This is a genomic window from Dermatophilaceae bacterium Sec6.4, from assembly GCA_039636865.1.
In the GTDB taxonomy this organism is placed as follows: Bacteria; Actinomycetota; Actinomycetes; order Actinomycetales; family Dermatophilaceae; genus Allobranchiibius.
The window spans coordinates 3,472,095-3,493,702 of sequence record CP144172.1; the positions used below are offsets into that span (position 1 = coordinate 3,472,095).

Here is a 21,608-nt window from a genome sequence, read left to right on the forward strand (position 1 = left end):
TTTGACGAAGGGTCGGCACCGCATCAGCGATGCCGACCCTTGGTCGTACGGGGCGGACTTCAGTTCCGCATCCGTGCAAGCAACCGCAGCAGCTCCAGATACAGCCAGACGATCGTCACGATGAGGCCGTGCGCCATCAGCCATGAGTACTTCTCGGGCAGCCCGGCCTGCACTCCACGGGTGATCGAGTCGAAGTCGACCGCCAACGAGTACGACGCGAGCGCTATACCCAGCAGACACAGGGCAATGCCGATGCCGCCCATCCCGAAGAATCCAAACTGCCCCAGCACCCCGGTGAAGGACAACACCACGTTGACCACTCCGAACAACAGGTAACCCATCGCCGCGAAAAAGAAGATCTTGCGACTGCGCTCGGTAACTCGCACCAGGCCGAACTTCCAACCTGCGAACATCGCGACGAATACGCATGCGGTGCCGAGCAGGGCCTGCGCCACGACGCCGGGCCACATGGAGTTGAAGAACTGGCTGGCGGCACCGACGAAGACGCCCTCGATGACGGCGTAGAGCAGGATCAGCGGTACCGACACCTTCTTCATGAAGGCAATCGCGAAGCCGAGACCCAAACCCAGGACCATGCCGCCCATCCACAGCGCCACGCCCACGGACCGGTTGCCCTCGGAGACGAACCAGGAAGCGATACCGGACACCACCAGGATCGCGAAGAGGATCAGTGTCTTGACCACGACATCGTCAAGGGTCATGGCCCGACCACTGGCTGCAGGACCCGGTGCACCTGCCCATTGCTGCTGGCCCTTATCAGGGACTGGAGCCTGGTGGTAGCCCTGCGGGGCCTGTTGGCCGTAGCCGGCCACCGGAGCGCCGTACGGGTCGCGAGCCGGCGGCTGATACGGCGCACCTTGGCCGCGTCGGCCGAACCGCGGCTGACCGAATTCGGCGTACTTGCCCTGCGACAGCTCGCGATCGAACCGCGAGAACACCGGGTTGTTGGACATTGCTCCTCCGAAGCCGAACGGTCTGCCTGAGCGGCACACGCCTGCTCATATTCTAGGACGACCGGCGTCCACGACTGCCCGCCGACGCAGCCCCGGGCCCGGCCAGCCAATGACGTTCGGCCCCGGAACCAGCCGGATCTGCCCTGGGATCAGCTGTTCTTCGTGGTCCTCTCATCAAATTCTCACATCAAACTCATACCCTCTTGCAATGGCTTTGACTGGGGGACTTTTTCTCACGCTGCTCGCGGTGGCACTCGTGGTGGCGACGGGGGCTGCCATCTTCTACAAACCGCGGTGGGGTCCGATCCTGGCCCGCACCGCGCAACGGGCATTCCTGGTGGTGCTCGCGCAGGCCCTCGCGATCCTGGTGGCGGCCGTAGCTGTCAACAACTGGGGGTCGTTCTACGGATCATGGAACGACCTGTTCGGTGGCGGCACCACGCTGACGACCGCGACCGCAGCCGGTGGCGCCTCATGGAACGCCGCCACCCCGAAGAAGGGTTCGGCCAAGAATCCCAAAGCAGGCCGGCCGACAGGCCTGAGCCCGACCTCGTGGTCCACCCCGAATCAGTACGCCACCAAAGGTCAGGTCGGCTCGGTGGAGATCAAAGGCGTCAAATCCAAGTTGAACGCCGACGCTCTGGTCTACCTGCCCCCGCAGTACTTCCAGCCCAAATACGCGAACACGAACTTCCCGGTCGTCGAGGTCTTCACCGGATACCCCGGATACGTCAAGCAGCTCATCCGCAACATCCGGTATCCGGATGCGCTTCTCACCGCCATGGGCAAAGGCACCGCGAAGCCCATGATCATGGTCTTCTTCAACCCGGCCCTGGTGCCCCCCCGGGACACCGAGTGCACGAACGTGCCCCACGGACCCCAGGTAGCGACGTATTTCATGCAGGACGTCCCGGCCATGATTGAAGCCAATCTGCGCACCACAACGTCTGGTTGGGGCCTGATGGGTCACTCGACCGGCGGATACTGCGCGACCAAGATGGCAATGATGGCGCCCAAGATGTTCAATACGGTCGTCTCGTTGTCCGGCAACTATCAGGCGACCCGGGACTACAACACCGGCAGCCTGTGGGGCGGATCGCAAAGCTTGCGCAACCTCAACGATCCCGAGTGGCGCTTGCGGCACCTGCCCATTCCGCCCATCGCCGTGCTGGCCAGCGTCGGTTCACTGGAGCGTGGCTCTGACGGGCTGACAGACACCCGACGATTCATCGGCCTGGTGCGCCCGCCGATGCAGTCTCAGCTGATCGTCGTACAGGGCGGTGCGCACAACTTCGCGGACTATCGCAGGGTGTTGCCTCAGGCGTTCGCGTGGCTTTCCGCGCATCTGTCGCCGAGCACGGCAACGCCCGCGGCCTGAGGATCGTGAGAATCGACGGATGGTGCCCCCGACGGGACTCGAACCCGCACTTGGGCGATTTTAAGTCGCCTGCCTCTGCCGATTGGGCTACAAGGGCGACGACAGGATAGCTGCGACGTCAGGGGCGGTCCAGCACCGACTGCGCGATGCCGTCGAGAATGTCGGCTTCGCTCGCGCGGACCTGCGTAATGCCCGCCCGCTGCGCGACACGGCTGACGACCCGGCTCCAGATCAGTGCGCCGGCAGCGATGACGTCGACTCGACCCTCATGCAGGAACGGCATTGCGATACGGGCCTGCCGGTCGGCGCGAACGAGTGCTGCACACGAGGCCAGCACATCCGACACTGACAGCGTCGCCCCGTCGATGGCCTCCGGGTCGTACGCCGGTAGTTCCAGTGCATGCGCGAAGACCGTGGTCACCGTGCCCGCGAGTCCGACGAGGGTGGCAACCTGGTCGAATCCGACGACGTCCTGAGCCCTGTCCAGGGCAGCGTCGATGTCACGGGTTGCGGCAGCGATCTGGTCGGCCGTGGGCGGGTCGGCGCTCAGATGCCGCTCCCTGAGTCGTACCGAACCGATATCGGTCGAGAGCGCCGCCTGCACCGAGCGCGACCCTCGGACGAACTCAGTCGATCCGCCACCGAGATCCACGACGAGGTAGGGGGCCGCGACATCTGCCGCGAGCAGCGCACCGGTCGCTCCCCGGAAGCTGAGCTGCGCCTCCACGTCGCCCGGTACCACTTCGGGAGACACTCCCCACCTCGCGAAAGCCTCCCGGACACCTGCCGTGAATTCATCGGCGTTCGCGGCGTCCCTGGAGGCGGACGTGGCCACGAACCGGATCCGTTCAACGCCGAGCAGCAGACACTGCGCGGCATATTCTTGTGCCGCGTCCAGGGTCCGCTGCATCGCGTCGGGGGCAATTCGACCGGTGGCGTCGATGCCCTGGCCCAGTCGGACGAACTGCATACGTCGCACGACATCGTGCAGGCCGCCGGTGCCAGCACCGGGCACGCGCTCGGAACTGTCGGCGATCAATAGTCGAATGGTGTTGGTGCCGCAGTCGATCGCCGCAATACGGGTCATCGGGTTACTCCCCTGACGGGGCGCAACAGCCCGCAGACCACCACTGGGGTAGGGCAGCGAGCGCCTCATCCCCCAGTGGATTGACACCCGGTCCAGCGGCGAGCGAGTGGGCGACGAGCACGTGCAGACATTTTACCCGGGTCGGCATACCACCGGCTGAAACCCCGGCGATCTCCTCGACCTGCCCCAACTGAGCGCGTCGGCGCAGGTAGTCCTCGTGAGCCCGCTGATGACCGGCCGCCAGTTCTTCGTCCTGCCCGAGGCGCTCGGTCATCTCCCGCATCATGCCCTGCGACTCCAAGGTACTGATGGCGCCGGTCAACCGTGGGCAGGTCGCGTAGAAGGTCGTCGGGAAGGGGCTACCGTCCGGCAACCGGGGACTCGTGGCCACGACCGTCGGACAACCGCAGGGACAACGTGCCGCAACGCTGAGAGCGCCGCGCGGCACCCGCCCGAGCTGGTGCTCGATGGCGACCAGATCAGCGCCGTCGATCGAGGTCGGCACGTCGCCGTCCGGGGTCGACATCACCGGGGTGGGGTGCGAACCAGGGACTGCCACAGCTGGCCGTACCACGGGTGTGCCCCAGAACCGGTCGCCGCTTCGACCGCTGCAGAACCACCGGTCTTCGACGGTGTGTTTTTCGGATCGACGAGAATCGTGATGGTGCCGCCCGGCGCGGCGAAACCCAGGCGCTTCGCGGCCTGCTCCTTCACGTAGGCCGGATCGTTCCAGCGCTGCTGCTGCGCCTGCATCGATGTGATGTCGGCCTGTTGCGCAGCAACCTGGCTACGCAGGCCGTCGATCTCATTCTGCGAATGCAGATAGCTGCGCAGCGTCGGAGTGATGAGCACCGCGAGGAACACCAAGAGCGCGCCGAAGACCGTCAGGCGACGCATCGAGCGTGGATTTCGACGCGCCCGTGCAGCCCTGCCGGTGGCCTGCACGGGCATCCGCACGCCCCGCCCGTCCCGGGATCCACGGCCCGTTGCAGGTCGTGAAGCCCTGGGACGGGACGCGGCTTTGCCTCGCGCTGGTCCGGAGGTGCGTTGATCGCGTGGCATCGGCGGTGCTCCGCCCGATCAGGCTGAGAACCGGGGGAACGCGGAGGACCCGGCGTAGATCGCCGCATCGTCCAGTTCTTCCTCGATACGTAGCAGTTGGTTGTATTTTGCGACCCGGTCCGAACGCGCGGGCGCGCCGGTCTTGATCTGGCCGCAGTTGGTGGCGACCGCCAGGTCGGCGATCGTGGTGTCCTCGGTCTCGCCGGACCGGTGGCTCATCACGCATCGGAAACCATTGGTCTGCGCCAAGGTCACTGCGTCCAGCGTTTCGGTCAGGGAACCGATCTGGTTGACCTTGACCAGCAGTGCGTTCGCCGCGCTCGTGTCGATACCGCGCTGGATGCGCTCGGGGTTGGTCACGAAGATGTCGTCACCCACGACCTGAACCTGACTGCCGACCTGCCCGGTCAGCGTCGTCCAACCGGCCCAGTCCTCCTCGTGCAGCGGGTCCTCGATCGAGACCAGCGGATAGTCGCTCACAAGTCCGGCGTAATACGCGGACATTTCCTCGGCCGACTTCCTACCGCCTTCGAACCGGTAGGAGCCGTCCTCGTAGAACTCGCTCGCAGCGGCATCCAGGGCCAGGCCGATGTCTTTACCCGGTCGGTAACCGGCTTTCTCGATGGCTTCCAGGATCAGATCCAGCGCGGCGCGGTTGCTCTCCAGGTTCGGGGCGAAGCCACCCTCGTCACCGAGGCCGGTCGACAGGCCCTTCTCCTTCAGCACGGCTTTGAGGTGGTGGTAGGTCTCCGCGCCCCAACGCAACGCCTGGGCGAAGGAGTCGGCCCCGACCGGCACGATCATGAACTCCTGGATGTCGACATTGGAGTCCGCGTGCGAGCCGCCGTTCAGGATGTTCATCATCGGCACCGGCAGGATGTGCGCGTTCGGTCCGCCGACGTAGCGGAACAGCGGCAGGTCGGCCGATTCGGCGGCAGCGCGCGCCACGGCCAGGGAGACGCCGAGGATCGCGTTCGCACCGATATTGCCCTTGTTGGCGGTGCCGTCGATACCGATCATCTCGGCGTCGATCAACCGCTGCTCACTGGCCTCGAAACCGAGCAGGTGCGGCGCAAGTTCTTCCCCGACTGCGTCGACGGCGTCCTGCACACCCTTGCCGAGGTAACGCAATGTGTCGCCGTCGCGACGCTCGACAGCCTCGAAAGCGCCGGTCGATGCCCCGGATGGAACCGCGGCCCGCCCCACGGTGCCGTCATCCAGCACGACCTCGACCTCGACCGTGGGGTTTCCACGGGAGTCCAAGATCTCGCGAGCGAGAATTGCGTCGATGGTGGCCACTGGTAACACTCCTGGGACGAGGCAGAAAACGAACGCTCCGACCCTAGCCCGCGCTACGCCGATCACCCTGCCGCGACCCGCCAATGAGACGAACCACCTCAGGAAGGCGAGGTTCAGACCTCGCGGGCGGCTTCCCGGAAGGTTGCGGCGACGTCGTGAACCTCACGTCGCACCAAAGACTCCGCGCTCAAGCCCGCTGCGTTCGCCTCCACCACGAGCTCGACCAATCTCGCGCCCAGCGCCGTGCTGTCGGCGTATGCGGGCGCCGCACCGCGCCGCGCCAGTCGCGTCACCAGCTTTTGCGCCGTGAGTAGCGCCGGCAGGCTCGACGGCACTCCGGCAAGTAGATCGGCACTGTCCCGATCGGACTTCTCGACTGCCTTGATCTGCTCCCAGGAAGCTTCGACCTCAGCTGACGTACTCGCCTCGCCATCAGCGAAGACATGAGGGTGGCGACGGATCAGCTTGGCTACCAGAGCGCCTGCAACATCGTCGATGTCGAAAGGCTCACGCTGGTCCTCGGCGGCCACGCGGGCGTGGAAGAGCACCTGCAGCAACACATCTCCCAGTTCCTCGGCAAGATGCTGACGATCGCGGTTCTCAATGGCTTCCAGCGTCTCGTAGGTCTCTTCGACCAGGTACTTCGCCAGGCTGTCGTGCGTCTGCTCGGCATCCCAGGGGCAACCTCCCGGTGATCGCAACGTGTCCATCACGGTGACCGCGTCCAGGAGTCGGGCGCCGGGCAGATCCCAGGACCCCACGACCATCTCGACGGTGGGCGGGTCACTCAACACCGTCCACTCAGCCGCCAGCGCGTCGGTCAGGCCCGGGTCGCCGTCCGTCGAGCCGATCCACACCACCTGGCCCTGGTGGTGTGCCAGCATCTGCGCGATATGCGCGGGAGCCGTGTCCGAAACCACTCGAACCGTGAGTCCGCTGGTCAGGACGGCCGCCGCCTGCCCGTCGTCCAGGTCGGCTGCGTAGATCGCATCAGCCGATGTGAGCACCTGCCAGGCCGAGCGCGTCAACACACCGGCGGGGACTCGTGGAGAACTGAGCAGAATGAACAGCGACGCGCCAGCTCCTGCTGGCTGCTGCTCCGAGGCGATACTCAGCTCTTCTTCGCGGAGAGGATCCACGGTTCGTTCGTCGCGATGACGCCGTTGGATTTGGACCAGGTGCCGAACCGCGGGTTGACCTGCACCGACTGCTGCTGGAGCAACTTGTTGATCTCGGCGACGCCTTGCGGGTTGCGGCCGATGTTGCCGAGCGCGATATTGCTGCGCAGTGCAGTGACAGCGGCTGTCGAGGGGTTGCTCACCTTGCGCTGCGCAAACTCGCCACGTGCCTGCGCAGCCGAAACCGCACCGCCGTTCTCACCGGCGACGCGCTGGAACTCGTCGGCGAACAACAGGTAGGTGATGGCCGTCTTCGCATCGAAGGTCGCGGCGTTGGCCCCGAAGGCCGTCTTGATGCCCTGGACCGCCTGGTCCACCTGATCGACGCTGACTCTCCCGCCCTGATAGCTGGCCGCGGTCGTGCTGTCGTGGAAGAGCTGACTGCTCCCGCAGCCGGCAACACCGGTAACCATGACAAGTAGGGCGGCAGCGCCTGTGGCGCGACGCGACGTACTCACGTATAGACCTCCATTGCAGAATCTGGCTTGGCCATCATGCCAGCCTGGCGCAACCTCATGCGCTTGCGGTCTGCGCAGCGACAGCGATGTCGTCCAGTAGTACGGCCTTGACCACGGCAGCAGCCCAGCGCAGCACTTCGAGGTTGCGCAGCGGCACCCCGCCGACCGGCGCGGTTTTCGGCGTCGGCACCAGGGCCTGGTTCACCTTGACCAGTGCACCCGGAAAGAGCCGCTGCAGTCGCAGGGTCTGACTCTCACGCAGCTGCACTGGCCCGAAACGGATGTATCGACCCTGTGAGGTGATGTCACCGACTCCGGCCTGACGCGCCACGATCCGCAACCGAGCCACTTCGAACAGGTTGCGCACCGGCTCCGGCGGGGTGCCGTAACGGTCCTGCAGCTCTGCCTCGATCTCGGCCAACCCGGGCTCGTCCTCGACGGTAGCGAGCTTCTTGTAAGCCTCCAGGCGCAGCCGCTCACCGGGCACGTACTCGTGCGGTAGATGCCCGTCGACCGGCAGCTCGATCTTGACCTCCGCAGGCGAGGTGTCCTTCTCGCCGCGGAAGTCTGCGACAGCCTCACCGACCATCCGCACATACAGATCGAAACCGACACCGGCAATATGACCGGACTGCTCGCCGCCCAGCAGATTGCCGGCGCCACGGATCTCCAGATCCTTCATCGCGATCTGCATACCCGCGCCGAGGTCGGTGTGACTGGCGATCGTCTGCAGCCGGTCGTGGGCCGTTTCGGTCAACGGCTTCTCGGGCGGAAAGAGGAAGTAGGCATACGCGCGCTCCCGGCCGCGGCCCACCCGCCCACGCAGCTGGTGCAATTGCGAGAGCCCCATCAGATCCGAGCGCTCGACGATGAGGGTGTTGGCGTTGGCGATGTCCAGACCCGTCTCCACGATGGTCGTGCAGACCAGCACGTCCGCGCGACGCTCCCAGAAATCCACGACCACGTCTTCCAACCGGTGCTCGGCCATCTTTCCGTGAGCAGTCACGATGCGGGCCTCGGGCACCAACTCGCGCAACCTGGAGGCTGCCTTCTCGATGGTGGCAACCTTGTTGTGGATGAAGAAGACCTGGCCCTCACGCATCAGCTCCCGTCGCAGGGCTGCGCCGATCTGCTTCTCGTCCCATCCTCCGACGAAGGTGAGCACAGGGTGACGCTCCTCCGGTGGTGTTGCCAGAGTTGACATCTCGCGAATGCCGGTAACGGCCATCTCCAATGTGCGCGGGATCGGCGTCGCCGACATCGCCAATACGTCAACGGCCGTGCGCATCTGCTTGAGCTGCTCTTTGTGCTCGACGCCGAACCGCTGTTCCTCATCGACGACCACCAGGCCGAGATCCTTGTACTGCACCTCTTTGGACAACAACCGGTGGGTACCGATGACCAGGTCGACGGCGCCGGTCCGTAGGCCCTCTATCACCTCGCGCGCCTGTTTGTCGGTCTGGAACCGCGACAGAGCGCGCACGATGACCGGGAACCCGGCATACCGTTCGGTGAAGGTCTGCACGTGCTGTTTCACCAGAAGCGTCGTCGGGACCAGGACAGCGACCTGTTTCCCGTCCTGAATCGCCTTGAACGCCGCCCGGACCGCGATCTCGGTCTTGCCGTAGCCCACGTCACCGCAGATGAGACGGTCCATCGGCACCGACTTCTCCATATCGGCCTTGACCTCGTCGATGCTGGAGAGCTGATCGGGGGTCTCGACGTAGGCGAAGGAATCTTCCAGCTCCCGCTGCCAGGGAGTGTCCGGACTGAAGCGATGGCCCTCGGTCGCCATTCGCGCGGAGTAGAGCCGGATCAGCTCGCCGGCGATCTGCCGAACGTGCCGTTTGGCACGCGACTTCGTCGTCTGCCAGTCCGAGCCGCCCATCTTGTTCAGCGTGGGCATCTCACCACCGACATAGCGGGTGATCTGATCCAGCTGGTCGGTCGGCACGAAGAGCCGGTCACCCGGTTGGCCACGTTTGGACGCGGCGTACTCCAGGACAAGGTATTCGCGGGTCGCGCCACCGACAGTGCGCTGCATCATCTCCACGAATTTGCCGACCCCGTGCTGCTCGTGAACCACGTGATCGCCGGGGCGCAACTGCAGTGGGTCGACGACGTTGCGGCGACGGGCCGGCATCCGCCGCATGTCCTTGGTACTGGCGCTACCGCGACTGCCGGTGAGGTCCGTCTCGGTGATCACCACCAGTTTGCTGGACGGCAGGGCGAAACCGTTGCCGAGGGATCCGGTGGCGACCTCGACCATGCCGACGTCGAGATCCTGTAGCTCTCGCGCGGCGACGCTGGCTTCGGCGAGAACCTCCAACACGCGCTTGGCCAGCCCGGGACCCTCGGTGACGACCAGCACCCGTTGGCCCCCGGCCGCCCAGCCGCGCAGATCCTGCACGGCATTCTCGGTGTTGCTGCGGTAGGCGGGAATCTCCTTGGTATGCAGAGTGATCCGCTCCCCCGGCAGATCATCCTCGGAAAACTCCACCAATTCGGCGTCGGATGCGAAGGACGACAGTGACCACCAGGGGCGACCGGTGACCAACGCATGGTCGCGCAACTGCGAGAGGCTCCAGTACGACGCGGTGCCCAGGGTGCCCTGCAGATCCACCGGCACCGTGTTACCCGCTGCCGCATTCGCCCAACTGGCCTCCAGGAACTCCGCGCTGGTGGTGACCAGGTCGGCGGCGCGGGTGCGCACGCGCTCCGGGTCGCACAGCACCACGTGGGTTTCGGCACGCAGGACGTCCAGCAACGGCACCATGGCGTCGCCCAGCAGAATCGGCGACAGCGATTCCATCCCCTCCACGGCAATGCCCTCGGCCACCTTCAGCAGCATGTCCTTCACACCGGGCAGGCCCGGTGCGAGCTCGCGGGCGCGCTCACGGACGTCGTCGGTCAGCAGCAGCTCTCGGCACGGCGGCGCCCATAGCCCGCCATCGGCAATCTCCAGGGAGCGCTGATCGGCGACCTTGAACCAGCGGACCTCCTCCACGGTGTCGCCCCAGAACTCCACCCTCAGGGGGTGCTCCTCGGTGGGCGGGAACACGTCGAGGATCCCGCCACGTACGGCGAAGTCACCACGCCGCTCAACCATGTCCACCCGGGCATACGCGGCCGCCGCGAGCGCTTCGACGACGTCCTCGAGGCGGGCGTCGTCGCCCGGGCCCAGCTCGACCGGCTGCAGATCGCCCAGTCCCGGCGCGATCGGTTGCAGCACCGCGCGCACACTTGCAACGACCACATCCAACGGGCCGTGCTCGGAGTGCTCCTGCGCGTCGGGATGCGCTAGTCGCCGCAGCACTGCAAGCCGGCGCCCGACTGTGTCGCTGCGCGGACTGAGTCGTTCGTGCGGCAGGGTCTCCCAGCTGGGGAACTCCGCGACCGCATGCTGCGGCAACATGCTGCGCAGGGCGTCGGCAAGATCTCCGGCCTCGCGCCCGGTCGCAGTCACGGCCAGCAACGGCACCCGCTTCGCATCGCCATCGCGGGTCAGCAGCGAGAGGATCGCAGCTCGAACCCCGGGTGCGGCAGCTACGTCGACGACATCGGCCGTACCGCGAAAGTCCAGCACCCGGCGTACGGCGGGGTCATCGGCCAGCAGATCGAGCAGAGGGTCAAGACGCACAGGATTCTTCCGGTTCGACAGCACGAAAAACCCCGGAACTCAAAGAGGTGGGGTGTGTTTCCACTGTAAGCCAGCGGTCTGACAGGCGCGCACCGCACCGACTCGCCGGCCCAGCGCGCGCCCTACCCTGCCTGGCTACCAGCCGTGCACGACGTTCTGAGCTTCGGACAGGCCGCGCTCGACCAGCAGATCCACCGCGTCCAGCGTCGAGGGAAGCAGGAAGTCCAATTCCTTGCGCTGCTCTGAGTTGAAATCCTTCAACACGTATGACGCCGCGTCCATCCGCCCCGGCGGCCGACCGATACCGAGCCTCACCCGCAAATAGTCCCTGGTGCCGATCGATGCGCTGATGGAGCGCAATCCGTTGTGCCCACCCTCACCCCCGCCGCGCTTCAATCTGATGGCGCCGAAGTCGATATCGAGCTCGTCGTGCATCACGATCAGCCGCTCGGGCGCAATCTTGAAGAACCGCATCAGCGCAGCGACCGGCCCACCGGATTCGTTCATGTAGGTGCCCGGCACCGCAATCACCGCAGCCGGACCGGGGACACCGCGCGCGGTGCCAGTGAGCCTGATCTGAGCGCCGCGGGCCCGCGCCTTGTGTGCCTTCAAAGTCGCGCCCGCGCGGTCGGCCAGCGCGTCGACGGCCATCGCGCCGACGTTGTGCCGGTTGCCGGAGTACGACGTCCCGGGGTTGCCGAGTCCCACGATCAGCCAGGTATCCACGGGCATTCAGTATGCCCGGCCCGCTCGACTACCCCGTCGGCACGTCCGGCACGTCCCACCGGCAACGAAGACGCGCCCCGCCGCTGGAACCCGTGGGCTCCGGCGGCAGGGCGCGCGATCGTGGATGCAGTGACTACTTGGCATCCTCTGCAGGCGCCTCGTCCTTTTCGGCGGCGTCCTCATCGGACTCGTCACGCTCGATACCGGCTTCGGCCTCGGCCTCCTCCAGCTCGCTCTCCATGTCCTCGACGGACTGCTGCTGCACGATGTTGATGATCAGCAGCTCCTCATCGGCGTCCAGCTCGGTGCCCGCGGGCAACGTGATGTCCTTGGCCAGGATCTGAGTACCGGCCTTCAAGCCCTCGACGGAGACGACGACCGACGTCGGGATATCGAAGGCATCGGCGAGCACCGACAACACAGAGTTCTCGACGGCGACGACGGTCTCGATGGCTGCCTCACCCTCGATGTGCACGGGGATCTCGACGACGACCTTCTCGCCACGACGAACAACGATGAGGTCGATGTGCTTGATGACGGGCTTGATCGCGTCGCGCTGCACGTCCTTGGCCAGCGCGAGGTGCTCAGTGCCCTCCAGGTCGATCGTGAGGATCGCGTTCGCGTTCTTCAGCACGAGCATGGTCTCGTGGCCGGGCAGGGTCAGGTGCACGGGGATCGATCCGTGACCGTAGAGGACGGCGGGGATCTTGTGCTCGCGACGGATACGTCGGGCGGCTCCCTTACCGAATTCGTTGCGGGCCTCGGCGGTGAGCTTGTTCTCGGCGCTAGCCATGGTGTTTTCCTTCGACAGTAGATCTACGGGCACATGAGGGCCTCGACGCGGGACATCTGCGTGAAGCAGGGGCGGTGGGTGCAGCAGTTGACTTCAGGCACGGAGTTCGAACTCGACGCGCGACACCGCCGGGTTGTGACCGGGCAGTGCAGCTTCGTCGATCACGGACCCAGTGCTTCACGCACCGTCCCTCGCCGAGGCAACAGCGCAGATCGTATGCCGATCGGCGGCCCCGGCCCAAATCGCCGGGACTAGCTGTTGAACATGCTCGTCACCGAACCGTCTTCGAAGACCTGGCGAATGGCCTGGCTCAGCAACGGCGCAATGGACAGCACGGTGAGCTTGTCGAACTGCTTCTCAGTGGGCACCGGAAGTGTGTCCGTCACCACGATCTCGGTGGCTACCGAATCGCGCAGCCGCTGCACGGCAGGGTCGGACAGGATCGCGTGCGTGGCCGCGATGACGACCCCTGCTGCGCCGTCCTTCATCAGGGCGTCCGCCGCGTGACAGATGGTGCCGCCACTGTCGATCATGTCGTCGACCAGAATGCACAACCGGCCCTCGACCTGGCCGATCACCCGGTTCGCAACGCTCTTGTTGGGCTGGGTCATGTCGCGCGTCTTGTGGATGAAGGCCAACGGCACCCCACCCAGTCGCTTGGACCACGACTCGGCCACCTTGATCCGACCGGCGTCCGGAGACACCACGGCGAGCTTCTGGTCGCCGTACTTCGCACCGACATGGTCGGCCAGGATCGGCAACGCCTGCAGGTGGTCCACCGGGCCGTCGAAGAACCCCTGGATCTGGTCGGTGTGCAGGTCGACCGCCATCAACCGGTCGGCGCCGGCGGTCTTGAACATGTCGGCCATCAGCCGCGCGCTGATCGGCTCGCGGCCGCGGGATTTCTTGTCCTGTCGGGCGTAACCGTAGAACGGGGTGACGACGGTGATGCGCTTGGCCGATGCGCGCTTGAGCGCATCCACCATGATCAGGTGCTCCATGATCCACTTGTTGATGGGCGCCGTGTGACTCTGCAGCACGAACGCGTCACAACCACGCACCGACTCCTCGAACCGGACATAGAGCTCGCTGTTGGCGAAGTCGTAGGCCGCTGTGGGCACGAGCGTGGTGTTCAACTCCTGGGCGACCGTCTGCGCGAGGGTTTCGTGCGCGCGCCCGCTGAACAGCATCAGGTGCTTTTCGGTAGTTTTCTTCACATCGCTGCCCATCAGAGGTCGTCCTGGCCGGTCGGATTCTTCTCGGTCTGCTTTTTCTCGGTGGAGGTGCCGATCGCGTCCAGCGCCGCCTGCGCGGCGAGCGCCTGAGCCGTTCCCGCCCGCTTGGCGAGCACCCAGCCTTCGATATTGCGTTGCGGGGCAACGGACAGCGCCAGCGCACCGGGTGGCACGTCTTTACGGATCACCGCACTAGCGCCGGAGCCTGCCCCGTCCCCGACGGTCACCGGGGCGACGTACATGTTGTCGCTACCCATTCGGCAGTCGTCACCGACCTGCGTGCGATGTTTGGCGACTCCGTCGTAGTTGACGAAGACGCTGGCAGCGCCGATGTTGGTGCGCGCACCGATCGTCGCGTCGCCGACATAGGACAGATGCGGGACCTTGCTGCCCTGCCCGATCTGGGAATTCTTCGTCTCCACGAAGGTGCCGACCTTGCTGCCCGCTCCCAGTTCACTACCTGGCCGCAGATAGGCGAACGGTCCGACACTCGCTCCCGCGCCCACCACCGACAACTCGGCGTGGGTGCGCACGATGCGCGCGCCGTCGCCGACCTCCATGTCGGTGAGGGTGCAGTCCGGCCCGATCGTGCATTCGGAGCCGATGGTCGTGGCTCCCCGCAACTGGGTGCCGGGCTCGATCACGGTGTCCTGGCCGACCGACACGTCAACGTCGACCCAGGTCGTGTCGGGATCGACCACGATGACGCCCTGTTCGGTCATCAACCGGTGCACCGTCCGCCTGTTGAGCTCTTTACCGAGCCTGGCCAACTGGGCCTTGTCATTGACCCCTTCGGTCTGCCACAGATCGTCCAGGACGTACGCCGAGACCGCGCGGCCCCGTCCGACGAAAACCTCCACGACGTCGGTGAGGTACTTCTCTCCACCCTGCGAGTGCAGGCCGACCGCAGCGATCGCCTCGCGCAGTGCATCAACGTCGAAAGCGAAGATCCCGGAGTTGAACTCGCCGATCGCGCGCACCTGGGCGGACGCGTGCTTGTGCTCCACGATGGCTTCGACACCACCGTCAGCGCCCCGCACGATGCGGCCGTACCCGGTGGCGTCGGCCACGATCGCCGTCACGACCGTCGCGACGGCGGGGGATGCTTCGTGATGTGCCGTCAGCTCGTTCAGCGTCTGCCCACTCAACAGCGGGGTGTCGCCGGTGATGACCAGCACTGTGCCACTCAGATCGCCCGGTAGCGCGGCCAGTGCGCACTCCACCGCCCGACCGGTGCCGTAGACCTCATCCTGATGCGCGATGACGACATTCGGCGCGCTTTCGCGGGCCGCCGCTGCCACGGCATCGGCTTGAGCACGCACCACCACGCACACGTGAGCGGCATCGGTGGCGTGCGCGGCCCGGACACAGTGGCCCACGAGCGGACGACCGCCGATACGGTGCAGGGCTTTGTTCAACGTCGATCGCATCCGAGTGCCGTCACCGGCGGACAGGACGATGACGGCTGCGGGGGTGGGGCTCACTGGTGGTGCTCCTCAGAGGCTGCGCATGTGCAGCGTTGCGACCGATTGCTTTCGCGATGCTATCGCTGCGTCCTTAAAGGGACACATCATCGGCTCCCCGGGTTGGAATCGAACCAACGTCGCTAATCCTGATTCAAAGTCAGGCGGCCCCTACCAGCAGAGCAACCGGGGAACGGCGGCAGGCAACCGAAGTCGGCAACACCGTCGAACGCCGACCAGGGTAGATCACCCGCGACTGCAAACGTGCACCACGCAGGGCACCCAGCCTCCACACTAGAGGTATGAAGTCACCACCGCGCCGCACTCGAATGACTGCCGATCAACGCCGCGAGCAGCTCATCAGCGTGGGCCGTGAGGTCTTCGCCGCAGACGGAGTACAGGGCGCAACCGTCGAGGACATCGCCACCCGGGCCGGCGTGACCAAACCCGTCGTCTACGAGCATTTCGGCGGTAAGGAAGGGCTTTACGCCGTCGTCGTGGATCGGGCCATTACCGACATCCTGGCCAGCATCACCGACGCGCTGGCCGAGCCTGCGGAATTCCGGGTACTGATCGAACGGGCTGTACTCGCCCTCTTCACCTTCATGGAGACCTCCCCTTCCTCCTTCGAGGTGCTGGTCCGCAGTTCACCCGCCTGGTACAGCGGCGGCTCGGCCGCCTCACTGATGTCCGCGATCGCCGGGCATGTGGAGAAGATGTTCGATGCGGCTTTCGAGCAGGATGGTTTCGATCCGGCAGCTGCACCGATCTACGCGCAGGGCATGATCGGGGCCATCACCCTCTCGGGGGTCTGGTGGATCCATCAGCCGGACCGCCCATCCAAAGAATTCGCGGCCTCCCATGTGGTCAACCTCATCTGGAACGGTCTGCGCGGACTGAAGAAAGAGCCCAGCCTCAGCAGTCAGGCGAGCATCGGCACCCCGTCGATTCCGGTCAGCACCGTGGCGCCGGTGGCCTGAGGCACGCGAACCCGGGGTCGCCGCACGTTTCTTGACGTCAAGAAACTTGACGGTGAGTAGACTCGCGTTATGCCCGCGCCCCCCGACGACGTCGATGCGATCGTCGATGCCTGGTCGCGCGAACGCCCGGATCTGAACGTGAATCCGCTACACGTGTTGTCCCGGATCACCCGACTTGCCCGTCTACTGGATCAGGCTCGCGGCACTGCATTCGCCGAGTACGACCTGGACGGTTGGGAATTCGACGTGCTCTCGGCGCTACGGCGGGTCGGCGCTCCCTACCAACTCTCCCCCGGCGCGTTGATGCAGCAGACCCTCGTCACGAGCGGAACGATGACCAACCGGGTGGACCGCCTCGAACAACGCGGCTTCGTCCGTCGCGGCCCCGCCCCACATGACCGTCGCGGTGTACTGGTGCAGCTCACTGACTCGGGTAGAACCGTGGTCGACTCGGCAATGGCGGACCTGCTGCGGCACGAGGAGACCCTCTTGGCGCACCTGGCCGATGCCGAGCAGCAGCAACTTGCCGCCATCCTGCGCACGCTGCTCGCCGCCGTCTCCAGCTGAAGCAGAATCCGGCTGAGCCGGCGACTCGCTAACCCTCCGCGACCTGCGCGGCCTCCAGCCAGTTGATCTCCAGCTCCTCACGTTCGTCGTGCAGCGTCCGCAGTTCGGCGTCCAGGGACGTCACGCGGGCATGGTCGGCCGCGGCCGATACCAGCGCGTCGTGCAACGCCTTCTCCCGGTCGACCAACTTGCTGAGCGACCGCTCGAGGCGGCCCATCTCCTTGCGTGCTTCCCGGGTCCGGGCCGGATCCACGCGTGCTGCGTCCTGCGCGCCTGAGGCGCTGGACGCCGTCCCGCCCTGCGCTGCGGCCGCTGCTCTCGCCGATGTCGCGGCTGCACCGACCCCGGACCCGGCGCGCTGCTGAGCGCGTAGCTCCAGGAACTGGTGGACCCCGCCCGGAAGCTCCCGGATCTGGCCATCACCCAGCAGCGCCACCTGCCGGTCGCACATCCGTTCCAGCAGGTACCGGTCGTGGGACACCACCACGAGGGTGCCCGCCCATCCGTCCAGCACGTCCTCCATCGAGGTGAGCGTCTCGATGTCCAAATCGTTGGTGGGTTCGTCCAGCAGCAGCACGTTGGGTTCCTGCATGAGAAGCCGCAGGAACTGCAGCCGCCGACGTTCTCCACCGGACAGCTGCGCCACCCGGGTCTGCTGGCGCGGACCGTCGAAACCGAGCCGCTTGGCCAGACTGCTCGCGCTGACCTCCTTGCCCTCGAGCATGATGAACGACTTCACGTCGGTGATCGCGTCGATCAGGCGCATGCCGTCGAGCTGCTCCAACTCGCGGACCTCCTGGGTCAGCATCGCCAGGGAGACGGTCTTGCCCTGCTTGCGTTTGCCCGCGTCGATGGGCTGGGTGCCCTCGATCGCGCGCAGCAGGGTGGACTTGCCCGCGCCGTTGGCCCCGACGATGCCGGTGCGTTCTCCCGGCGCCAGCCGCCAGGTCTGGCGGTCCACGATCGGGCGTCCGTCGAAACTGATCGTCGCGTCGATCAGATCGATGACGTCTTTGCCGAGCCGGGTCGTGGCGAACCGGACCAGCTCCACGGAGTTACGCGGATCGGGCTCACCCGCGATCAACTCGTTGGCCGCGTCGATGCGGAAGCGCGGTTTGCTGGTGCGGGCAGGCGGACCGCGGCGCAACCACGCAAGCTCTTTACGCATCAGGTTGGTGCGGCGCTCCTCGGTGACCGAGGCCATCCGGTCACGCTCGTTCTTTGCCAGCACGTAGGCCGCGTAGCCACCCTCGTACTGTTCGACACCGCCGTCCACCACCTCCCAGGTGCGCGAGGCGATCTCATCCAGGAACCACCGGTCGTGAGTGATCACCACGAAGGCGCCGGAGCTACCGGCCCGGTGACGCACCAGATGCGCAGCAAGCCACTGCACACCTTCCACGTCGAGGTGGTTGGTCGGCTCGTCCAGCAAAAGCAACGCCGGGTCGTCGATCAGCAGACGGGCCAGGGCGACCCGGCGTCGTTCCCCGCCCGACAACGGCCCCACGGTGGCATCCGGTCCCCCGACGCCTGTGAAGCCCACCCCACCCAGGAGTCCGTCCAGAATGTCGCGCACCCTGGAGTCGGCGGCCCACTCGTGCTCAGCGCGGTCGCCGACCACCGCGTCGTGCACGCGACTGGCAGGGTCCAGTGAGTCGTCCTGGCTCAGCATCGCGACGCTGAGACCACCGACCCGGGTGACCCGACCGTCATCGGCCTCCTGGATGCCGGCGAGCACCCGGAGCAGCGTCGATTTGCCGTCCCCGTTGCGCCCGACCACACCGATCCGGTCTCCGGTGCCTATCCCGAGAGAGACCTCGTCCAGCAGTTGACGTGTGCCCAGCGCGAGGGATACCCGCTCGCAGGCAAGAAGATTTGGCATATGGGAAAAGGTTAGGCCAGATCCGCCCGGTCAGACGCCGTGCGGGTGAGTCACGACGTGCGCGCCCGGCGCCGGGCCCACCGCCGACACGATCTCATCGGCCACCTGGGAGGCGTTCAGGGCCCGCGTCAGATCCACCGACGCACGGCGATCGGCGCACAGAAATGCGACCGTCGGGCCGGATCCGCTCACGATCGCGCCGCGGGCACCCGCTGCCAGCCCCGCGTCGAGGACCTGCTGCAGCCGCGGCATCAACGACAGGGCCGCCGGTTGCAGGTCGTTCTGCAACTGCGCCGCCACCGCATCCACCTCGCCGGAACGCAGCGCCGCCATCAGGGATTGCGACGGCTGCGGCTCGTGCACAACCTGCCCGGCGCGCAGCCGGTCGCATTCCGCGTACACCCGCGCGGTGGACAGACCCTCGTGCTGCAGGGCGAACACCCAGTACAGATCGACATGCGCCAACACCGGCACGAGCTGCTCGCCGCGACCGATTCCGAGCGCGGTGCCGCCGGCGATACCGAACGGCACGTCCGACCCCACCTGAGCTGCGACCTGCATCAACTGTGCTGGTTCGTGCCCCAGGATCCAGAGTGCATCCGCACCGACCAGAGCGCCTGCGGCGTCGGCCGACCCGCCGGCCATCCCGCCCGCGACCGGAATTCGCTTGTCGATGTCGATCTGCAGGGCTTCTTCGATGCCGACCTGCCGGGCCAGCCGCTGGGCTGCCTGGACGGCGAGGTTGTCCGGGCCGGCCGGCACGCGGTCGGCGTAGGGACCTCGAACGGTGCACCCCCAGTGCGCGGCGGGCGTGACGTAGACATCGTCGAACAAGTCGACGGCGTGGAAGACCGTTGCGAGCGAATGGAATCCGTCATCGCGCAGTGGCCCGACACGTAGCTCCAGGTTGACCTTCGCAGGCACGCGGACTCGAACGGCGAGCCTGGACGGATCCGGTGACATGGCGCCCACTATGCCGGACGATGCGCGGCGATCGCGGCAAACTCATCGATGCCGAGACGCTCACCGCGCAGCCCGGGATCCACCCCTGCGGCCCGCAACGCCTGTTCGGCCAGCACCGGGCTACCTGCCCAGGTGGCCAGTGCTGACCGCAGCGTTTTACGACGCTGGGCAAATGCCGCGTCGATGACCTTGAAGACGACGTCGCGCGGTACCGACGTCTCGGGTGGCTCACGTCGGATCATCTCCACCAGCCCGGAGTCGACATTCGGCGCCGGCCAGAAGACGTTGCGCCCTACGCGGTCCACGAGGCGCACCTGCGCGTACCAGGCGGCTTTGGCGCTCGGGACGCCGTAAGTGCGGCTGCCGGGCGGCGCGGCCAGCCGCTCGGCGACCTCCCACTGCACCATCACCAGCACCCGCGTGATGCTCGGGAACCACTCGAGGTAGGACAGCACCACCGGCACGGACACGTTGTAGGGAAGGTTGGCGACCAGCGCGACCGGCGCCGGATCCGGCAACTCCCGGGTACGCAGCGCGTCGCCGTGCACCACCTGCAGATTCGCAGCGCGCGTCGGCGCGAACCGCGCCACGGTCACCGGCAGGCGTCGCGCCAACTTGGGATCGACTTCGACGGCCGTCACGCCACCCGCCCGCTCCAGCAGCGCCAGCGTGAGCGAGCCCAACCCCGGGCCGACCTCGACCACCTGATCTGTGGGACCGACGCCGGACAGCCGGGCGATCTTGCGTACCGTATTGGCGTCGATGACGAAGTTCTGGCCCCACTGCTTGGTGGGTCGCAGTCCGAGCTCGGTCGCGAGCCCTCGCACCTGGGTGGCGCTGAGCAGACCATCGCTCTGCGGTGTTGTCACCGCGCCACCCTACGGTGAACGTGACGCTGGCGGTGGCACAGCAAACCCCGAGGGGCTCACGTTCAGCTGAGCCTCTCGGGGTTGCCTGAGCCATGGTGCTGATCAGGCGCAGCCCCACGGTGAGCCGCCGGCCTGGTCGTACAGGTGGTTGGCAATGGTGATCTGCTGACCGCGCGATGCGAGATCGGCGCGCGCCGCGAATCGGCCACCACCGTTGGCCAACCAGGTCTGGGCGTTGAACTGCAACCCGCCGTAGTAGCCGTTACCGGTGTTGATCGACCAGTTTCCGCCGGACTCGCAGGCCGCGATCTTGTTCCACATGCCGGAGCGACGCAGGTCCAGTCCGCTGGTGCTGGAGCCACCGCCACCGGTGGGCGGGGTCCTGACGGGTGGGGTGGTGCGCGGCGGACTGGCGACCGGTGCCTTGGTACCGAACGCGATGATGCGGTCGACAGCGGCTCTGGTGGTGACACGCTTGATGACGTTGGATGCGGTGACCCGTTGGCCGACGGAGGTACGACGGGTCGTTACCTGCTGAATACCCGACACGCCCTCACGCAGCACCTTCTGCCTGCCCTTGGCCAGAGTCGAGTCCGTGCGACGCACGGTGTTCGGCGCAATCCGGACGGTGTCGGTCACGACACTGACCGATGCGGTCGGGCGCACGGTGGAGCGGGAGACCTTCTTCTGGGCCGCCCGGCTCGTGGTGGAGCTCGACGTGGAACTCGTGGTGGAGCTCGACGTCGAGGACGTGGAGGGGGAACTGGAAGGGCTGGCAGCACTCGGGGCGCTGCTGGGAGCCGACGTACTGCTGGTGGGCACGAATGCGGCGGTGTTGCCGGTGCCTGCGCCGCCGCATGCGGCGAGCACGGTCGCGCCGGCTACAGCTACTGCAGCAAAGGATGCGCGACGGGGGAAACGGGTGGACAGGGTGGGACGAGAAGTCACAAAATCTCCGGGAACGAACTGGCCCGGACGTCACGACTTCTCTTCGGACGCGCAGCGATGTCGGCGCGAGCGCAATGCCCACGTCGTACAGATCGGCTACTGATGA

Annotated in this window: 20 protein-coding genes and 2 tRNA genes; 4 read left to right on the forward strand and 18 right to left on the reverse strand. The window is 66.3% G+C overall.

The window, feature by feature from the left end:
- Positions 1 to 59: 59 nt before the first annotated feature.
- Entirely contained in the window at positions 60 to 974 is a 915-nt protein-coding gene (locus V3G39_16545) for a Bax inhibitor-1/YccA family protein (protein ID XAS76231.1), read from the reverse strand.
- Positions 975 to 1,182: 208 nt separating this feature from the next.
- Between V3G39_16545 and V3G39_16550 the strand changes: the two genes are divergently transcribed.
- Positions 1,183 to 2,352, forward strand: coding sequence for an alpha/beta hydrolase-fold protein (locus V3G39_16550; protein ID XAS76232.1), 1,170 nt, complete (start codon positions 1,183 to 1,185; stop codon positions 2,350 to 2,352).
- Between the two features lie 20 nt (positions 2,353 to 2,372).
- Here the strand turns inward: V3G39_16550 and V3G39_16555 are convergent.
- The 13 genes from V3G39_16555 to V3G39_16615 form a co-directional block, all read right to left on the reverse strand.
- Positions 2,373 to 2,449 (reverse strand) — tRNA-Leu (locus V3G39_16555).
- Positions 2,450 to 2,470: 21 nt separating this feature from the next.
- Complete coding sequence (locus tag V3G39_16560) at positions 2,471 to 3,439, reverse strand: exopolyphosphatase (protein ID XAS76233.1); 969 nt, start codon at positions 3,437 to 3,439, stop codon at positions 2,471 to 2,473.
- Between the two features lie 4 nt (positions 3,440 to 3,443).
- A complete protein-coding gene (locus V3G39_16565; protein ID XAS78268.1) occupies positions 3,444 to 3,965 on the reverse strand; it encodes a DUF501 domain-containing protein in 522 nt (173 codons plus the stop codon).
- Positions 3,965 to 4,390, reverse strand: a complete 426-nt coding sequence (locus V3G39_16570; GenBank protein XAS76234.1) for a septum formation initiator family protein — start codon at positions 4,388 to 4,390, stop codon at positions 3,965 to 3,967. The genes V3G39_16565 and V3G39_16570 overlap by 1 nt, the downstream gene beginning before the upstream one ends.
- A gap of 129 nt (positions 4,391 to 4,519) precedes the next feature.
- Complete coding sequence (eno, locus tag V3G39_16575; protein XAS76235.1) at positions 4,520 to 5,800, reverse strand: phosphopyruvate hydratase; 1,281 nt, start codon at positions 5,798 to 5,800, stop codon at positions 4,520 to 4,522.
- Between the two features lie 113 nt (positions 5,801 to 5,913).
- Complete coding sequence (locus V3G39_16580) at positions 5,914 to 6,939, reverse strand: MazG family protein (GenBank protein ID XAS76236.1); 1,026 nt, start codon at positions 6,937 to 6,939, stop codon at positions 5,914 to 5,916.
- Positions 6,912 to 7,436, reverse strand: coding sequence for a hypothetical protein (locus V3G39_16585; protein ID XAS76237.1), 525 nt, complete (start codon positions 7,434 to 7,436; stop codon positions 6,912 to 6,914). Before V3G39_16585 ends, V3G39_16580 begins: the two co-directional genes overlap by 28 nt.
- A gap of 55 nt (positions 7,437 to 7,491) precedes the next feature.
- Positions 7,492 to 11,076, reverse strand: coding sequence for a transcription-repair coupling factor (gene mfd, locus V3G39_16590; protein ID XAS76238.1), 3,585 nt, complete (start codon positions 11,074 to 11,076; stop codon positions 7,492 to 7,494).
- A gap of 135 nt (positions 11,077 to 11,211) precedes the next feature.
- A complete protein-coding gene (pth, locus tag V3G39_16595; GenBank protein ID XAS76239.1) occupies positions 11,212 to 11,808 on the reverse strand; it encodes an aminoacyl-tRNA hydrolase in 597 nt (198 codons plus the stop codon).
- Between the two features lie 127 nt (positions 11,809 to 11,935).
- Positions 11,936 to 12,595 (reverse strand): 50S ribosomal protein L25/general stress protein Ctc, encoded by a 660-nt coding sequence (locus V3G39_16600; GenBank protein ID XAS76240.1) that lies wholly within the window; start codon positions 12,593 to 12,595, stop codon positions 11,936 to 11,938.
- Positions 12,596 to 12,846: 251 nt separating this feature from the next.
- Positions 12,847 to 13,824: a ribose-phosphate diphosphokinase gene (locus tag V3G39_16605; GenBank protein XAS76241.1), complete on the reverse strand. Its 978-nt coding sequence runs from the start codon at positions 13,822 to 13,824 to the stop codon at positions 12,847 to 12,849.
- Positions 13,824 to 15,314: a bifunctional UDP-N-acetylglucosamine diphosphorylase/glucosamine-1-phosphate N-acetyltransferase GlmU gene (glmU, locus tag V3G39_16610; GenBank protein XAS76242.1), complete on the reverse strand. Its 1,491-nt coding sequence runs from the start codon at positions 15,312 to 15,314 to the stop codon at positions 13,824 to 13,826. Before glmU ends, V3G39_16605 begins: the two co-directional genes overlap by 1 nt.
- Positions 15,315 to 15,407: 93 nt before the next feature.
- Positions 15,408 to 15,486 (reverse strand) — tRNA-Gln (locus V3G39_16615).
- Positions 15,487 to 15,595: 109 nt separating this feature from the next.
- Here V3G39_16615 and V3G39_16620 point away from each other — a divergent pair.
- Both V3G39_16620 and V3G39_16625 read left to right on the forward strand, forming a co-directional pair.
- Positions 15,596 to 16,273: a TetR/AcrR family transcriptional regulator gene (locus tag V3G39_16620; protein XAS76243.1), complete on the forward strand. Its 678-nt coding sequence runs from the start codon at positions 15,596 to 15,598 to the stop codon at positions 16,271 to 16,273.
- A 69-nt stretch (positions 16,274 to 16,342) separates the two neighbouring features.
- Positions 16,343 to 16,840, forward strand: coding sequence for a MarR family winged helix-turn-helix transcriptional regulator (locus V3G39_16625; protein XAS76244.1), 498 nt, complete (start codon positions 16,343 to 16,345; stop codon positions 16,838 to 16,840).
- A gap of 28 nt (positions 16,841 to 16,868) precedes the next feature.
- Here V3G39_16625 and V3G39_16630 read toward each other — a convergent pair whose 3' ends face one another.
- The 4 genes from V3G39_16630 to V3G39_16645 all read right to left on the reverse strand — a co-directional run bounded on the left by V3G39_16630 (position 16,869) and on the right by V3G39_16645 (position 21,193).
- Positions 16,869 to 18,722, reverse strand: coding sequence for an ABC-F family ATP-binding cassette domain-containing protein (locus V3G39_16630; GenBank protein ID XAS76245.1), 1,854 nt, complete (start codon positions 18,720 to 18,722; stop codon positions 16,869 to 16,871).
- Between the two features lie 30 nt (positions 18,723 to 18,752).
- A complete protein-coding gene (locus V3G39_16635) occupies positions 18,753 to 19,685 on the reverse strand; it encodes a 4-(cytidine 5'-diphospho)-2-C-methyl-D-erythritol kinase (protein XAS76246.1) in 933 nt (310 codons plus the stop codon).
- A gap of 8 nt (positions 19,686 to 19,693) precedes the next feature.
- Positions 19,694 to 20,554, reverse strand: a complete 861-nt coding sequence (gene rsmA / locus V3G39_16640; protein ID XAS76247.1) for a 16S rRNA (adenine(1518)-N(6)/adenine(1519)-N(6))-dimethyltransferase RsmA — start codon at positions 20,552 to 20,554, stop codon at positions 19,694 to 19,696.
- 102 nt (positions 20,555 to 20,656) lie between these two features.
- Positions 20,657 to 21,193, reverse strand: coding sequence for a resuscitation-promoting factor (locus tag V3G39_16645; GenBank protein XAS76248.1), 537 nt, complete (start codon positions 21,191 to 21,193; stop codon positions 20,657 to 20,659).
- Between V3G39_16645 and V3G39_16650 the strand changes: the two genes are divergently transcribed.
- Positions 21,183 to 21,605: a hypothetical protein gene (locus V3G39_16650; protein ID XAS76249.1), complete on the forward strand. Its 423-nt coding sequence runs from the start codon at positions 21,183 to 21,185 to the stop codon at positions 21,603 to 21,605. The two genes, V3G39_16645 and V3G39_16650, sit on opposite strands and share 11 nt — an antisense overlap.
- Positions 21,606 to 21,608: the final 3 nt, after the last annotated feature.

Coding starts and splice junctions, on each gene's coding strand:
- pth (XAS76239.1), bottom strand. CDS start 11,808: ATGCCCGTGGATACCTGGCTGATCGTGGGACTCGGCAACCCCGGGACG.
- V3G39_16570 (XAS76234.1), bottom strand. CDS start 4,390: ATGCCCGTGCAGGCCACCGGCAGGGCTGCACGGGCGCGTCGAAATCCA.
- V3G39_16620 (XAS76243.1), top strand. CDS start 15,596: ATGAAGTCACCACCGCGCCGCACTCGAATGACTGCCGATCAACGCCGC.
- V3G39_16630 (XAS76245.1), bottom strand. CDS start 18,722: ATGCCAAATCTTCTTGCCTGCGAGCGGGTATCCCTCGCGCTGGGCACA.
- V3G39_16560 (XAS76233.1), bottom strand. CDS start 3,439: ATGACCCGTATTGCGGCGATCGACTGCGGCACCAACACCATTCGACTA.
- V3G39_16600 (XAS76240.1), bottom strand. CDS start 12,595: ATGGCTAGCGCCGAGAACAAGCTCACCGCCGAGGCCCGCAACGAATTC.
- V3G39_16605 (XAS76241.1), bottom strand. CDS start 13,824: ATGGGCAGCGATGTGAAGAAAACTACCGAAAAGCACCTGATGCTGTTC.
- V3G39_16545 (XAS76231.1), bottom strand. CDS start 974: ATGTCCAACAACCCGGTGTTCTCGCGGTTCGATCGCGAGCTGTCGCAG.
- V3G39_16625 (XAS76244.1), top strand. CDS start 16,343: ATGCCCGCGCCCCCCGACGACGTCGATGCGATCGTCGATGCCTGGTCG.
- V3G39_16550 (XAS76232.1), top strand. CDS start 1,183: ATGGCTTTGACTGGGGGACTTTTTCTCACGCTGCTCGCGGTGGCACTC.
- V3G39_16635 (XAS76246.1), bottom strand. CDS start 19,685: ATGTCACCGGATCCGTCCAGGCTCGCCGTTCGAGTCCGCGTGCCTGCG.
- V3G39_16565 (XAS78268.1), bottom strand. CDS start 3,965: ATGTCGACCCCGGACGGCGACGTGCCGACCTCGATCGACGGCGCTGAT.